The sequence below is a fragment of the Rhodococcus sp. NPDC006774 genome, from assembly GCF_040636045.1.
In the GTDB taxonomy this organism is placed as follows: Bacteria; Actinomycetota; Actinomycetes; order Mycobacteriales; family Mycobacteriaceae; genus Rhodococcoides.
In genome coordinates this window covers 29033-44306 of the sequence record NZ_JBEYIW010000030.1, presented here as the reverse complement: position 1 = coordinate 44306, position 15274 = coordinate 29033, and the positions used below count along the sequence as shown (strand labels likewise).

At 64.9% G+C, this 15274-nt stretch carries 15 protein-coding genes and 1 pseudogene; 9 read left to right on the top strand and 7 right to left on the bottom strand.

The window, feature by feature from the left end; all coding sequences use genetic code 11:
• The 4 genes and pseudogenes from ABZ677_RS26075 to phoU form a co-directional block, all read left to right on the top strand.
• Window positions 1-123: pseudogene (locus ABZ677_RS26075) on the top strand (acyl-ACP desaturase); the annotation flags it as partial.
• 124 nt (window positions 124-247) lie between these two features.
• Window positions 248-1387, top strand: a complete 1140-nt coding sequence (dusB, locus tag ABZ677_RS26070) for a tRNA dihydrouridine synthase DusB (protein WP_358374637.1) — start codon at window positions 248-250, stop codon at window positions 1385-1387.
• A gap of 118 nt (window positions 1388-1505) precedes the next feature.
• A complete protein-coding gene (locus ABZ677_RS26065) occupies window positions 1506-3446 on the top strand; it encodes an LCP family protein (protein WP_037194622.1) in 1941 nt (646 codons plus the stop codon).
• Window positions 3447-3512: 66 nt separating this feature from the next.
• Window positions 3513-4187 (top strand): phosphate signaling complex protein PhoU, encoded by a 675-nt coding sequence (phoU, locus tag ABZ677_RS26060; protein ID WP_037194620.1) that lies wholly within the window; start codon window positions 3513-3515, stop codon window positions 4185-4187.
• Window positions 4188-4311: 124 nt separating this feature from the next.
• Here phoU and pstB read toward each other — a convergent pair whose 3' ends face one another.
• From pstB to ABZ677_RS26030, 6 genes are all read right to left on the bottom strand, one after another.
• Window positions 4312-5088 (bottom strand): phosphate ABC transporter ATP-binding protein PstB, encoded by a 777-nt coding sequence (gene pstB, locus ABZ677_RS26055; RefSeq protein WP_037194618.1) that lies wholly within the window; start codon window positions 5086-5088, stop codon window positions 4312-4314.
• 37 nt (window positions 5089-5125) lie between these two features.
• Complete coding sequence (gene pstA / locus ABZ677_RS26050; RefSeq protein WP_037194616.1) at window positions 5126-6034, bottom strand: phosphate ABC transporter permease PstA; 909 nt, start codon at window positions 6032-6034, stop codon at window positions 5126-5128.
• A 3-nt stretch (window positions 6035-6037) separates the two neighbouring features.
• Window positions 6038-7075, bottom strand: a complete 1038-nt coding sequence (pstC, locus tag ABZ677_RS26045) for a phosphate ABC transporter permease subunit PstC (RefSeq protein WP_094633023.1) — start codon at window positions 7073-7075, stop codon at window positions 6038-6040.
• An 87-nt stretch (window positions 7076-7162) separates the two neighbouring features.
• Window positions 7163-8263 carry a phosphate ABC transporter substrate-binding protein PstS gene (gene pstS / locus ABZ677_RS26040; RefSeq protein WP_358374632.1) on the bottom strand — a complete coding sequence of 367 codons (1101 nt, stop codon included), beginning with the start codon at window positions 8261-8263 and terminating at the stop codon, window positions 7163-7165.
• A 203-nt stretch (window positions 8264-8466) separates the two neighbouring features.
• Window positions 8467-9372: a mycothiol synthase gene (mshD, locus tag ABZ677_RS26035; protein ID WP_358374629.1), complete on the bottom strand. Its 906-nt coding sequence runs from the start codon at window positions 9370-9372 to the stop codon at window positions 8467-8469.
• Window positions 9373-10134, bottom strand: coding sequence for a response regulator transcription factor (locus ABZ677_RS26030; protein WP_037194609.1), 762 nt, complete (start codon window positions 10132-10134; stop codon window positions 9373-9375).
• A 130-nt stretch (window positions 10135-10264) separates the two neighbouring features.
• On the opposite strand from ABZ677_RS26030, the gene ABZ677_RS26025 reads away from it, so the two are divergent.
• The 5 genes from ABZ677_RS26025 to ABZ677_RS26005 all read left to right on the top strand — a co-directional run bounded on the left by ABZ677_RS26025 (window position 10265) and on the right by ABZ677_RS26005 (window position 13372).
• A complete protein-coding gene (locus ABZ677_RS26025; RefSeq protein ID WP_358374625.1) occupies window positions 10265-11044 on the top strand; it encodes an LmeA family phospholipid-binding protein in 780 nt (259 codons plus the stop codon).
• The gene (locus ABZ677_RS26020; protein WP_037194605.1) at window positions 11041-11460 is read left to right on the top strand and encodes a thioredoxin family protein; all 420 of its coding nucleotides are present in this window, start codon (window positions 11041-11043) and stop codon (window positions 11458-11460) included. Before ABZ677_RS26025 ends, ABZ677_RS26020 begins: the two co-directional genes overlap by 4 nt.
• Window positions 11461-11713: 253 nt before the next feature.
• Window positions 11714-12190, top strand: a complete 477-nt coding sequence (locus tag ABZ677_RS26015; RefSeq protein ID WP_358374622.1) for a DUF4395 domain-containing protein — start codon at window positions 11714-11716, stop codon at window positions 12188-12190.
• A 38-nt stretch (window positions 12191-12228) separates the two neighbouring features.
• Window positions 12229-13065, top strand: a complete 837-nt coding sequence (locus ABZ677_RS26010; protein WP_037194603.1) for a sulfurtransferase — start codon at window positions 12229-12231, stop codon at window positions 13063-13065.
• A gap of 1 nt (window position 13066) precedes the next feature.
• Window positions 13067-13372, top strand: coding sequence for a DUF1416 domain-containing protein (locus ABZ677_RS26005; protein WP_037194601.1), 306 nt, complete (start codon window positions 13067-13069; stop codon window positions 13370-13372).
• Between the two features lie 80 nt (window positions 13373-13452).
• Here the strand turns inward: ABZ677_RS26005 and ABZ677_RS26000 are convergent, their stop codons facing one another.
• Entirely contained in the window at window positions 13453-14970 is a 1518-nt protein-coding gene (locus tag ABZ677_RS26000; protein ID WP_358374618.1) for a cutinase family protein, read from the bottom strand.
• Window positions 14971-15274: the final 304 nt, after the last annotated feature.

The following is a 15274-nucleotide window of genomic DNA, read 5'->3' as shown; positions in this document are numbered from 1 at the left end:
AACAAGCGCGAAGAACTCGCCGCGTTCCTCGAAGACCTCGAGCGGCAGGCCACCAAGTTCGAGGAGATGCGCGATCGCTCCCTCGCCCGCGAACGCGCGAAGGCCGAAGCACGCGCGTCGTAAGCTCAGATCGGCTGGTGTGCCCGGTACCGACTTCGGTGCCGGGCACCACTGTTTTCCGGCGTCACCGTTCTCGGCCCACCGTCATCACCACGATCACGTTCCCTCCGTTCCAAAGGCTTCCCTCATGACACTGCAGATCGGCTCGCTGGAGTTGCGCAGCCCCGTCGTCCTCGCACCGATGGCCGGCGTCACCAATGTGGCGTTCCGCACCCTGTGCAGGGAGCAGGAGTTGGAGAGGGCAGGCAGTACCTCGGGTCTGTACGTGTGCGAGATGGTCACGGCGCGCGCGCTCGTCGAACGGCAGCCGGCCACGATGCACATGACGACCTTCGGCCCCACCGAGACTCCTCGGTCGTTGCAGCTCTACACCGTCGATCCGGACACCACGTACGCCGCGGCGAAGATGATCGTCGACGACGATCTGGCCGACCACATCGACATGAACTTCGGCTGCCCGGTTCCGAAGGTCACCCGAAAGGGCGGCGGTGCTGCGCTGCCCTACAAGCGGAACCTGTTCGGCCGCATCGTCGCTGCTGCGGTCAAGGCGACCGAGGGCACCGACATTCCCGTCACCGTCAAGTTCCGCGTCGGCATCGACGAGAACCACCACACTCACCTCGACGCAGGTCGAATCGCCGCCGACGAGGGCGCGGCGGCAGTGGCACTGCACGCCAGAACGGCCTCACAGCGTTACTCCGGCACCGCCGACTGGAACGAGATCGCTCGACTCAAGGAACATGTCTCCGGCATCCCGGTACTGGGCAACGGTGACATCTTCTCGGCGTCCGACGCGGTCCGCATGATGGCGGAGACCGGGTGCGACGGCGTCGTCGTCGGGCGAGGTTGCCTCGGCAGGCCCTGGTTGTTCGCCGAACTCAGCGCCCGCCTGAACGGCCGCCCCGAGCCCGTTCCCCCCACCCTCGGCGAGGTGGCCACGATCATCGCTCGCCACGCCGAGTTGCTGGCGCAGCATCACGGGGAGAAGAAGGGCCTGCGCGAGTTGCGCAAGCACGTCTCCTGGTACCTGCGAGGGTTTCCCGCGGGGTCGGACCTCCGAGTCTCGATGGCGTTGGTGTCCACTCTCTCGGAACTGGACGACCTTCTGGCGCAACTCGATCCGACCGTTCCGTTTCCCAAGGACGCCGAAGGTCCCCGTGGTCGGCAGGGCTCGCCGGGCGCGGTGTCGCTGCCCGACGGTTGGCTCGACGATCCGGAGGACGTCTGTGTCCCCGCCGGTGCCGACCTGATGCATTCCGGCGGCTGATTCGCAGCTGACCAGCCGCCCACCTCGCACGAGTGGACCACGCCGCTCGAGTCAGTACTATGGCTGGGATTGCCGAGAAGGCAGCGCGTGCGTGTGATGGAAGGCCAGGTTCGAATTCGTGGGAGACGATCGAGAGTCGGGCCCGTCTGTGCCCGAGGGTCGCGCCCCATGGGAGCGCCCGCTGTCCTCAATCAGACAACCCGGCGCAATCGGACGATCCGGACAGCGCCCACCGCGCTCCGAACGCCCCGCGACACCGGATCCGGAGCAGCCGCCGCAGCCCGGAGACAGCGGCAGGCTCGGTAAACGATCGCCGCGTAACGCCGACACCGTCTCGGTGGCCGAGTTGGTGGACAAGATGTCGCGCTCGGGATCGATGCGGCGGGTGCCGGCCGAGCGTCCCGACGCCGAAGAGCCGACCGAGATCATCGCCCCCATCACCGAGTCCACTCCCCCGCCTGCCCGAACGGTGCCGCCGACCCCGGTGCCGCATGCGGCACCGGAACCGGTGGGTGCGCCCGCAACGGATCGCCCCGCTCTGACGCGGTTGGCGATGAGCCGGGTGCGTCGACGCCGTCGGGTGCGGATGATCGGCCGCAGCCTGGTCTCTCTCGTCGCGATCCTGGCGGTGGCCTTGACCGGAGTGGTGTGGGGATACCTACGCAACACCGATCAGGGATTTCTGCAGGTCGCCGCTCTCGATCCCGACTCGACCGACGTCGTCGACGCCGAAGGCCAATACGGCGACGAGACTTATCTGATCGTGGGCACCGACACCCGCACCGGGGCCAGCGGCGAGGTCGGTGCCGGCACCGTCGCCGACGCCGAGGGAGCCCGCTCGGACACGGTCATGCTGGTCAACATTCCGGCCGATCGCAGCCGCGTCGTCGCCGTCTCGTTCCCCCGCGACCTCGATGTCACGCGCCCCGAGTGCGAGCAGTTCGACAACGACACCAATACCTACACCGGGGAGATGTTCCCCGAGGCGTACGGCGACAAGCTCAACGCCACCTACGCCCTCGGCGGCCCGAAGTGCCTGGTCAAGACCATTCAGAAGATCTCGGGCCTGCGTATCGGACACTTCGTCGGGATGGACTTCGCCGGGTTCGAGTCCATGGTCGACGAGGTCGGAGGCGTCGAGGTCTGCACCGCGCAACCGCTGGTGGACTACGAATTGGGAGACGTCCTCCCCAACGTCGGAACGCAGCGCATCGACGGCCGAACCGCACTGAACTACGTTCGGGCGCGCAACGTCGAGTCCGAGGGCAACGGCGACTACGGCCGGATCAAGCGACAGCAGCGTTTCCTGTCGTCCCTGCTGAGGTCTGCGCTCTCGAACAACGTGCTGCTCGATCCCGGCAAGCTCAACGGGTTCGTCAATGCGTTCACCTCGGACACCTTCGTGGAGAACGTCAAGACTCAAGACCTGGTGACGCTCGGACGCTCGCTGCAGAACGTGGACGCGGGTGCGGTCACCTTCCTGACCATCCCCACCACCGGCACCAACGATTACGGCAACGAGATCCCCAACGACGACGCAATCGGTGCGATCTTCCAGGCCATCATCGACGACGCTCCGCTGCCCGGTGAGGAACGCGCGGAGCCGGTGACACCCGACGTACCCGAACCTGCCGCCACACCCGACGCTCCGCTGTTGGCCGTCGATCCGGGAACCGTCTCCCTGCAGGTATCCAACGCATCCGACATCGCAGGCATGGCTCAGACGGCATCCGACGAACTTGCGACATACGGATTCCAGATCCTGACCGTCGGCAACTTCTCGGGTACCGCCGCCCAGACCGTGGTGCGCTACTCCCAGGATCAGGAGGCGGCTGCGGCGACGGTCGCGTCGGCGATCCCCGGCGCTGCCATCGAACTGGCACCGAGCCTGAACAATGTCGTCGAGGTCGTGCTCGGCTCGAACTATCCCGGATACACCCAGTTTCCGACGGCATTCGGTACCGAAATCGATCCCACCCAGGTGGAAGGAACCACCGAGAGCGCGCCCCTTCCGGAGGATCTCTCGTTCACCAACGCCGCCGACGACACGTGCGCCTGAGTTCATTCATGCTCCGTTAACCCTCGGGACAGGGAACTGGTCGGTGTGACCTACTAAACTTCGCTCATGCGCGTCGCCTACAACGAACAGATGAACGAGCTTGCCGATCTCCTCGGAGAGATGGCGAGCCTGGCTGGTGCGGCCATGGAAAAGGCCACTCAGTCCCTCCTTCAAGCAGACCTGGTGCTCGCCGAGCAGGTCATTTCCGAACACGACAGGATCACCGAGCTCAGCGCGGTGTGCGAGGAGAAGGCCTTCACGCTTCTCGCCCTGCAGGCTCCGGTCGCAGGCGATCTCCGTTCGGTGGTGGCCGGCATTCAGATCGTCGCCGACATCGACCGTATGGGCGCACTCGCACTGCACGTCGCCAAGATCACCCGTCGCAGGCACCCGAACCACGCCCTCCCCGAGGTCGTCAACGGGTACTTCGCCGAGATGGGTCGCCTCGCAGTTCAGATCGGCGCCTCGGCCCGTGAGGTCCTCGAGACCCGCGATCCCGAGCGCGCGGCGAAGCTGCAGGAGGAGGACGAGGCAATGGACGATCTGCACCGTCACCTCTTCACGGTGCTGATGGACCGCGAGTGGAGCCACGGAGTCGCTGCTGCAGTGGACGTGACCCTGCTCGGACGCTTCTACGAGCGGTTCGCCGATCATGCCGTCGAGGTCGGCCGTCGGGTGATCTTCCTGGTCACCGGCCAGCTTCCGGTCGACCTGCACCAGAACAACATTCCCACCTCGTAGAACCGCTCTTCGTCGAGTAGCGCTGCCCGGCAGCGCTACTCGACGACCGAATCAGGGCAAGCGCACAACGAGAAGAACCCCCGTCGAGCTTTCGCTCGGCGGGGGTTCTCTTTGCGGTATGTGGTTATCCGAAGCGACCGGAGATGTAGTCCTCGGTGGCCTTCTGCGTCGGATTGGAGAAGATCTTCTCGGTGTCGTCGATCTCGATGAGCTTGCCGGGCTTGCCGGTGGCCTCGAGGTTGAAGAAGCCGGTCTGATCGCTCACACGTGCGGCCTGCTGCATGTTGTGCGTGACGATCACGATCGTGAAGTCCTGCTTGAGTTCCTGGATCAGATCCTCGATGGCGAGAGTGGAGATGGGGTCGAGGGCCGAGCACGGCTCGTCCATCAGCAGCACGTCGGGCGAGACGGCGATCGCGCGAGCGATGCACAGCCGCTGCTGCTGTCCGCCGGAGAGGCCGCCACCGGGCTTGTCGAGGCGGTCCTTGACCTCGTTCCAGAGGTTGGCACCCTTGAGCGAGCGCTCGGCGATCTCGTCGAGCTCCTTCTTGCCGCGGCCGCCCTGCAACTTCAGGCCGGCGACGACGTTGTCCCGGATCGACATCGTCGGGAACGGGTTGGGGCGCTGGAAGACCATGCCGATGGTGCGACGCACACCGACGGGGTCGACGCCGTTGCCGTAGATGTCCTCGCCGTCGAGCAGCACCGAACCTTCGACACGCGCGCCGGGGGTGACCTCGTGCATGCGGTTGAGGGAACGCAGGACGGTCGACTTACCGCAGCCGGACGGTCCGATGAACGCGGTGACACTGCGCGGCGGGACGGCCAGAGTGACGTCGGAGACGGCATGGAACTTGCCGTAGTAGATGTTGACGTCTTTGAGATCGAGACGCTTTGCCATGTTCTTCGTTCCTTAGAATTCGCTGGAGTCGGGTGGGTCAGAAGTTCTTGGGCGAGAAGAACTTCGAGACCAACTTCGCGCCGATGTTGAGTATTGCGACGATCAGGATCAGCGTCAGGGCTGCTCCCCACATGCGCTCAGCGGTGAGCACGCCGGTTCCTGCTTTCTGCAGGTCGACCATCATGAGCGGCAGAGACGTCTGCGGCCCGGAGAAGATGTTGAAGTTGATGGCGGTGGCCGATCCCACCAGGATCAGCACCGGTGCCGTCTCACCCATCACGCGGGCCAGGGCGAGCATGATTCCGGTGACGATGCCGGACAGGGCCGTGGGGATGACGATCTTCGCGATGGTCTTCCACTTCGGCACACCGAGTGCGTAGGACGCCTCGCGCAGATCCTGGGGAACGATGCGCAGCATTTCCTCGGCCGAGCGCACGATCACGGGGATCATCAGGAGAACGAGAGCGAATGCGACGGCCACACCGGATCGCTGGAATCCGAAGGTGGCGATCCACAGCGCGTAGATGAACAGGGCCGCGACGATGGACGGCACACCGGTGAGGATGTCGACCATGAACGTGGTGACTCGGGCCAGTCGCGTGCCTACCCCGTACTCGACGAGGTAGATGGCGACGAAGATGCCGATCGGGATGGAAATGACGGCGCAGAACAGTCCTTGCAGGAGCGTTCCGACGATGGCGTGGTACGCACCGCCACCTGCGATGAACTGGGTGACGCCTGCTTGCGAGTTCTGCCACCAGGTGGGAGAGACCACTGCCGACAGGCCGCGGGAGACCACCGTGTACAGCACCCAGACGAGAGGCACGAGTGCGACGAGAACCGAGAGGCTCACGAGGATCGTCGCCGAGAGGTTGGACGCCTTACGCCGAGCGCTGACGCCCTGGAACGTGGGTTCCTTGACGGGCTTGTCCATCGTTGCGGTCATGGGTCAGTCCTTCTTTCCGGCGATGGCGGCGCGGGCACCGGCGTTGACGACGAAGGTGAGGATGAAGAGCACCAGACCTGCGGCGATGTAGGCGCCGGCTTGGAGCGGGTTGTTGAATTCGCCCGCGGCCAGCGCGATCTTCGTCGCAAACGTGGAACCGCCGTCGAACAGCGTTCCGCCGAAGGTTGCCTGAGTGCTGCGGATGATGATGTACAGCGCGATGGTCTCACCGAGTGCGCGACCGAGACCGAGCATGGAGCCACTGACGTAACCGGACTTGCCGAACGGAATGACCGTGGTGCGCACGACCTCCCAGCGGGTGGCTCCGAGGGCGAGAGCTGCTTCGATCTGCCCCTTCGGCGTCTGCATGAAGACCTCGCGGGTGACTGCGGCGATGATCGGCAGGATCATGACCGCGAGCACGATGCCGCCGGTGAAGATGGTGCCGCCGCCGGCGATGGAGACCGAGCCGGTGCTGAAGAGCGGGAACCAGCTCAAGGACGAGTTCAGCCATTCCGCGAATGGGCTGATGGCGGGCGCGAGGACGTACAGGCCCCAGAGACCGAAGACGATCGACGGGACCGCGGCCAGCAGGTCGATGACGTAACCGAGCGGTCCCGCTACTCGCTTGGGAGCGTAATTCGTCAGGTAGATGGCGATGCCGAGTGCAACAGGCATCGCGAGGACCAGCGCGAACAGAGACACCGTGACGGTGACCAGGAACAGATCGAGAACACCGAACGCCATGGCCGAGGTGTTGGACGTGTCCCAGGCACCGTTGTAGGTCAGGAAGTTGACCGTGTTGTTCGACAGCGAGGGAATGGCACGCCAGACCAGGAAGATACCCACGGCGGCGATCAGGGCGATGATGAAGATGCCCGAGCCCGTGGCGAGGCCGGAGAAGATCCGGTCACCGGGACGTGTGACGGTCCCCGATTTTTTCTTGTCTGACAATTGTGGTTCTTCCGGTTTGTGCGCGGAACCCGCGGAGGGCACGGTAGCCGCGGAGGGGACGCCGGTCATCGAGTGGGTGTCGCTCATACCGCTCACTGTCTCGTGTGGAGGTCGAGGACGGTCCTGCTTCGGCTCGCGTCACCACGAGCCGAAGCAGGATCACGTCTCATCTAATCAGGCGATTGCTTCGATGGCGGTGGTCAGACGTTCCTTGAAGGACTCGGGGAGCGGCACGTAACCGGCTTCCTCGAGGCCCTGCTGACCTTCGTTGGCTGCGCTGAGCAGGAACGACTTGACTGCTGCCGAGGTCTCGGCGTCGTAGCCGGCCGAGCAGACGATCTCGTAGGTTGCGAGAACCAGCGGGTACGTCTCGGCTTCGTTGCTGGCGTACAGCGCATCGATGTCGATGACGAGGTCGTTGCCCTCACCGGAGAACGTTGCCGCGTCGATCGCTGCGGCTGCCGACTCGGTGGTGAGCTCGACCGGTCCGTTGCCGAAGTCGACTGCAGCCGTGCCCAGGTTCTCCTGGTCGGCGAAGCCCTTCTCGACGTAGGTGACCGAGCCGGGAGTAGCTGCCACGGCCTGGGCTACGCCCGAGGATCCGTTGGCACCTTCGCCGACGCCGCCTGCCCAGTCGGAGCTGTGGTCCAGGGTCCACGCCTCGGGAGCCGAAGCGGCCAGGAAGCGCTGGAAGTTGTCGCTGGTGCCCGAGGAATCGGACCGGTAGACCGGGGTGACCGCGGTGGACGGCAGTTCGACGCCCTCGTTGAGTGCGGCGATGGCGGGATCGTTCCAGGTGGTGATCTGGCCGGTGAACATGCGCGCGATGACGTCCGGATTCAGCGCAACGCTGTCGACGCCGTCGAGGTTGTAGGCCACTGCGACCGGGCCGAAGACCAGCGGCAGGTTCCATGCCGGGTTGCTGGCGCAGCGGGTGGCTGCCTCGGTTGCCTGCTCGTCCTTGATCGCGGAGTCGGACCCTGCGAAGTCGACCAGTCCGGCGACGAACTGCGTGCGGCCGTTGCCCGAGCCGCTGGTGGTGTACTCGACGGCCTTGCCGGCGCACACGCCGGAGTAGATCGAGGTGAAGTTGGACATTGCGTTCTGCTGCGCAGAAGAGCCTTCGCCGGTCAGCGGAGACTTGCCCTCGCAGGTAGCCGAGGATTCGGATGCGCCGTCCGTGGTGGCGACGTTCGCGTCGCTACCGCATGCGGTCAGCAACATGGCACTGATGGCCACTGCACTCATGAGAGCACCGTTGCGCTTGAGGTTCACCTGTTTCCTCCGGGGAATCTGTAGGCCGTGTCCACGGCTCGGACCTGATCGGCCGCGCTGTGACTGTGTGGGTGCCGGCTCCTCGAGAGAACCTCGCACCAGGCGGCGCTGGTTGCCACCCATGGAGAAAGGTAAGGGCAGGTGGTAGACGTTTACCCCCGCGCGGGTGAACGGAAGATGAACACCCTGGCCGATATGTCCGTTCAGCTACTGCGCGCGTATGCGGCGTCCACGTGGTAATTCTCGAAACCCAGCTTGGTGTACGTGTGCACGGCAGCGGTGTTGTCGGCCTCGACGTAGAGCATGATCTGGCCCAGTTCTCTACCGCGCAGGTAGTGCAGGCCGGCCAGCGTGAGCACTCGACCCAGACCACGCCCCTGCGACTGCGGGTCGATCCCGACCACGTACACCTCGCCGATGGCCGGTTCCGAACCCTCGGCCGGGTGGACCTTCGTCCAGTGAAAACCGAGGAGGCGGTCACTGCCCTCCTCGAAAGCCAGGAACAGACCTGCCGGATCGAACCACGATTCGTCTCGTCGCGCGTCGATGTCGCGATCGGTCCAGCCACCCTGTTCGGGGTGCCAGGAGAAGGCCGCATTGTTCACGCGCAGCAGCTCGGCATCGTCCTGATGCCCCCGATAGGTTCGAAGTGAAATACCTTCCGGCACAACGACATCCGGAAGCTCGGGACCAGCAGACGCGCGACGCATCTGCAGCAACTCGCGAACCACCTGCAACCCGAGGCGCGCCGCGACGGCCTGCGCAGTCGGCAGGTTGCCGTGCGCCCAGATTCGAGTTTCGGAGCCGATATCGAGTGCGCGAGAAACCAATTCACGTCCGACGCCGCGACCGCGGGCCGAAGGATCGACGACGGCCTCGGCCATCCCGTCGGCGATTCCGACGTAGCCCACGACACGATCACCCTCGGTCGCCACGAGACGAACGACCTCGTCACCGTCGTCGACGGCCTTCACGGCCTGCTCCGACAAGGGCGCAGTACCGTCGACTTCCGTTGCACGGGAAAGAATTTGATGAACCTCGTAGGACACACGGGAAGACGGTGCGCCGCCGTCGGTCGAATGGACGTCGAACGCAGGATCCGAACTCATCTACGAGAGAGTACTCTCTTGCTCGAACTCGAAATCCGCATCGTCGGAATCCCCACCGGCAGCGTCCGAGGCCACCGGTCCGCCCTTGGCGTTGCGCGCCGGCCGAACAGCCTTGTAGCCCACGTTTCGCACCGTCCCGATGAGCGACTCGTATTCGGTACCGAGCTTGGCGCGTAGGCGTCGAACATGGACGTCGACGGTGCGCGTTCCACCGAAGAAGTCGTAGCCCCAGACTTCCTGGAGGAGCTGGGCGCGAGTGAAGACGCGGCCCGCATGCTGAGCCAGATACTTCAGCAGCTCGAATTCCTTGTAGGTCAGATCGAGTGGACGACCTCGCAGCCGAGCGGTGTAGGTGCCCTCGTCGATGACCAGTTCGCCGAGCGTGATCTTGCCCGAGGTCTCCGGGCTGGCAACTCCCCCACTGCGGCCGACCAGCAACCGCAGTCGCGCGTCGAGCTCGGCGGGGCCGGTACCGGGGAGCAGGATGTCGTCGAGGCCCCAATCGGAATTCACCGCGACGAGCCCGCCCTCGGTGAGCACCGCGACGACCGGGATGGCCGAGCCGGTACTTCCCAACAGACGACACAGACCACGGGCAGCAGCCAGGTCGGTGCGGGCGTCGACCAGTGCGATGTCTGCCGAACCGGCTTCGAGAAGCGAGGACACCTCGGTGGGTACCGGGCGTACGTGATGCGCCAGGAGAGCAAGGGACGGCAGAACGCCCTCCGGATTGGGATCGGAGGTCAGTAGTAGGAGCTCCACTGCGTCTCCATTCTTACTGCTGGCCGGTCCAGCCCAGGCTGGATTCGAGTGATCGTCAAGGACACAGACTAGCTTGTCCGTACAACCGGCCGAAGAGGGCAGTACGCGATCCGTCGGTCACAATGGACCGGTGCGCACACTTCTCATCGGACTCGCCAGCCTGCTGGCCCTCGCGCTCGTGGTGGATTTCGGCGCTGCGGCCTACTCGGAGTACCGAGTCTCCCGCGCGATCCGTGCCGGCGGCGAGCTCACCTCCGACCCTCAGGTGATCGTGCACGGCTTCCCGTTCCTCACCCAGGCAGCGGACGGCCGCTACCAGAACATCGAGATTCGAGCCCAGGACGTGCCGACCGAGTACGTCGGCTCGACGACGATCGAGGCCAATCTTCGCGGCGTGCACATCGAGCTGTCCGACCTGATCGACAACAACGTTCGGGCGATCCCGGTGGACGAACTCGACGGCCGCGTCCGTATCGAGGCGACGGACCTCGGCCGGTTCCTCGGCATCGTCGACCTGCAGGTTTCCGCGCCGCCGGCCGACAAGTCGGACGGTACCGGCGGTTCCGGTGGGTCGGGCAAGACCACGACCGGGGGCGTCGTGCTGACCGGAACGGTTCCGGTCGGCCCCCTCGAAACGACCGTGAGCGTCCAGGCCGACCTGTTGCTCGAAGGGGACGGCGTCGCCATCGTCGCGTCGGACTTCTATTTCGGCCCGGAGGGTCAAGCGGACTTCACGATTCCAGATTTCGCCAAGCCCACGGTGCTCGGTCTGTTCACCAGGACCATCGAGCGTCAGAGCCTGCCCTTCGGACTCCTGCCGACGGACGTCTACGCGGAGGGCTCGCAGATCGTCGTCGAGGGATCGGGCGAGAACGTGACCATCGACCTCAACGAGATCGAAAAGCCGTGACAGGGATCACAGTTCTTGTCGTCGTGGCGATCCTTGCCGTCGCTACCGGATTGTTCCTCCGCAGCCGATCCGGTGCCGTGCGGGCCGTACGGAACACCGACTCCGAGACCGACGCTCTGCACCCGCTCCTGCTCGACGCGGGTGCCACGACCGACGTCGCGACCGTCCTGCACTTCTCGGCGGACTGGTGCGGACCGTGTGCGGCCGTGCGACGCGTCGTCCAGCAGGTATTGAACGATCGAAGCGATGCCCGGGAGCTCGAACTCGACATCGACGCCCATCCGATCCTCGCCCGCGAACTGGGCGTGCTGTCACTGCCCACGACTTTTGTCCTCGACACCCGATTGCAACGGCGCTCCAGAATCGCGGGTGTGCCGTCCGCGGCGGCGCTAAGGTCGGCGCTCGACGCTCTGTGACCTCGCCTCTTCGGACCGGCGGTAGGACGCGCCGCTGGTAGAGGGTACGATGCTCTTCGTGTTCTCCCGCCGCGAGCTGATGCTCACCAGTCGTCGCACAGTTGATCTGTGCCGACTGGGCGGTTGTTGCTGTCGCTGCTGCTGATTTCCTTCTGCCGCCACGCCCATGCGTGATGTACGGCCCGATGATCGAAATCCACGTCCGAGCACTGCCGATGCGGCGTGCCCCGGCCTCGCACAGGAGTACCTCTCGATGTCGACACCCGACACCCGGACCACCACCCCCACTGCCACGATCGACCAGGTGGACGTTCGTGGTCCGCGCTTCGCAGCGTGGATCACCACCGCCGTTCTGGTCGTCGTTCTCCTCCTGACCACGTTCTCTGTCCCCGCGGCGGCAATCCTGCTCGGGCTACAGGCGATCGTCTTCGGAATCGGAGCCGTCCGCGGACCCAAGCGCAGTCCGTACGGCACGATCTTCGCGACATTCGTCGCACCGCGCCTCTCCCCCACCAGCGAACGTGAGCCGGTGGCACCGTTGAAGTTCGCTCAACTGGTGGGCTTCGTGTTCGCCGCCGTAGGAGTTGTCGGCTTCGCGCTCGGCGCTCCGGTCGTCGGCACCGTGGCGGCAGGCTTCGCGTTGTTCGCGGCCTTCCTCAATGCCGCGTTCGCGGTCTGCCTCGGCTGCATGATCTATCCCCTCGCCGCGCGACTGCGCACCACTGCTTGACCCTCACCGATCCGTAAAGAAAGACCGAAAGGAACACCATGGCTCGCTCCGACGTCCTGGTCTCTGCCGACTGGGCCGAGCAGAACCTGAACGCACCGAAGACCGTCTTCGTCGAGGTCGACGAAGACGCAAGCGCCTACGACGGCGGACACATCGAAGGTGCGGTCAAGCTCGACTGGCGCAAGGACCTGCAGGACGCGGTTCGCCGCGACTTCCTCAATCAGGAACAGTTCTCGGACCTGTTGTCGGCCAAGGGCATCAGCAACGACGACACAATCGTCCTGTACGGCGGGAACAACAACTGGTTCGCTGCCTACGCCTACTGGTACTTCAAGCTGTACGGACACAAGGACGTCAAGCTCATCGACGGTGGCCGCAAGAAGTGGGAACTCGACGGCCGCGCGCTGTCCAAGGACGTCGTCAGCCGTGAGACCACGCAGTACCGCGCCGAGGCACCCGACCTGTCGATCCGCGCGTTCCGCGACGAGGTCATCGACGCCATCGGCAACAAGAATCTGATCGACGTCCGTTCGCCCGACGAGTTCTCGGGCAAGATCCTCGCCCCCGCTCACCTGCCGCAGGAGCAGGCTCAGCAGCGTGGCCACGTGCCGTCCGCGATCAACATCCCGTGGAGCACCACCGCCAACGAGGACGGCACGTTCAAGTCCGACGAAGCGCTCGAAGAGCTGTACAAGACCAAGGGCTACGACGACAGCAAGGCCACCATCGCCTACTGCCGCATCGGTGAGCGTTCGAGCCACACCTGGTTCGTCCTCAAGGAGCTTCTGGGCAAGGAAGACGTCAAGAACTACGACGGCAGCTGGGTCGAATACGGCTCTCTCGTCGGAGCACCCATCGAGCTGGAGGTTCACTGATATGTGTGGAGCACCCGTACAAGGCCAGACCATCCCCGCAGGCGTCGACGTCGAGAAGGAAACGGTCATCACCGGCCGTGTCCTCGCCGGCGACGGTGAGCCCGTAGCAGGGGCTTTCGTGCGTCTGCTCGACGGCAGCGGCGAATTCACCGCAGAGGTCGTCGCGTCGGGCACCGGTGATTTCCGGTTCTTCGCCGCTCCCGGACAGTGGACGCTGCGCGCACTGTCGGCATCGGGCAACGGCGACACCGTCATCGCTCCCGAGGGCGCAGGCGTGCACTCGGCGAACGTCACCGTCGGAGTCTGATCCGACCCGCTCGCATCGAACGAGACAAGAACCCCGCACCTGCTCGCCGGTGCGGGGTTCTTTCGGTTCGGTGGAGGCTGCTAGTTCGGGACGGGCACCGAGGCGCCGGGGTCGGGAACCGTCGAATATTGCGGCGGGAACATCCCTTCCGGTACCGGAATGCCCTGCGACTCGAGGAACGCTCCGAGATCGCTGACCCGAGTGACCGTTCCGGGCTCCGGCAGCAGGCGAGGTTCCGGTGCGGTCTCGGTCTCGGGGGCGGGGGTTTCCGGCGTCGACGTCTGTGGCCCGGTCGCGTTCTTCTTGTCGCGTTCGGTGCGTGCAAGGTCGGTTATCCAAGCGACCATCTTCTCGCTCTCCCACTCGTACCCGTCGTTGGGGTCGTTGTACCAGTACGACAGGTGCTGCAGGAAGCCGAGCGCCAGGTAGGGCCCGAGCACGACATCGGCGATGCCCTTGTTGTTCTCCTCGAACCCGGTGGCCTCGGCGCGGAGCTTGGCTTCCACGGTCTCGGCACCGGGCCCCATCGCCCAGTTGAGATCGGCGAGGAGCTGCTCCGGTGTCAATGCGTCCACCGCCTGCTGATCAGCGACGGTGTAATCCACATCCGCCACCCTCACCAAGACCTGCAGCAGAGTCTCGTCGGAGGTGAACCATGATTTGTCGGTGGCGATATCGACGATCGCGCGCGAAGCAATGGTCGTCACTGCGCGGGCGAAGTCGGACACGGTCTGTACCGGGTTCAGGACGGTCAGCCGCATCTGCGAGATGACCTCGAGGGCGAGCTGCAGAAGTTCGATGTCGTCCGGAGCGTCGCACGCCAGATCCCACGGTCGGCACGACCAGGTGACCTTGTCGGTCAGCGTTCCGTAATCCCGCGGTGACTGGTCCATGAAGCCACCGAGCGATTCACCCGGCTCGTCACCGAAATTCGGCACACCGGCCGGGCGGTAAGGCGAACCGACCATGATCACGCCTGCGATGTCGTCGCCGTTCACCAGGGCACTCGAGTCACGCGCGCCGATCTCGGTCGACAAACGATCGAGTACCTCGCCGCCGACGCTGTATCCGAGGAGTACGAACTTGGTTCGGTCTCCACATTTGACCTTGTACTCGTCCATCAGACGATTGGTCGTTGCGACACCTTCCACGATCGACTCGTGGTAGGTCGGCACGTTGTCCAGAACGTCGAAGCCGTACGTCGAGGCGTACGGGACGTAGAGCCAGCCGACGGTACCCGGGCTGTCGGCATTCGCCTCACCGACCGGGACCGTCACGTTCCCGACCCAGTTCGACGCGACCGTGGACGCCTGCTCGGCCAAAGGATTGCGGTCCGACGCCGAGTCGGTGGCACCGGACACCGCCAGCACCAGCACATCGGGGCAGTCCTGCGCGTAGTTGTTGGGGTCGATGTTCGGGCCCTGCGAAGACCCGAAGTCCGACGACCCCGAGTCGGAGGATCCCGAGTTCGCCGATCCCGAGTCCGGAGCGGCGAGCGCAGCTGCGGGAGCGGCGAGCGCCAACGCCAGAGTGACCACCCCGGACCTGAACAACACGGATCCGAACGACGATGTCAGAGCCCGTTTACGACGCAGCATTATTGCGGAGACCTCCCCAGCCTTCGTGACAGAACACAGTGAACAACGTCGGAAATTCACCCTCGAGCGCCCGACGCCCCCCGAAGAAGGTACCTGCTCGACGGGATTTTCCCACGAAGAAGAGTGATCCAGCGCACCCCCAGCCCTGAATTCGGTTACATGTCACCAAAGACACAGCCCGGATTCGGGCCGCTGTTCTCGACGACGATCGCAGCGGGTTAAACTCGCACTCGTGGTCATCTTCTTCGAGGTATTGCTGGCGCTTGCGGCAGTAGCCATCATCGCGTTCTCGCTGTATGTCGTC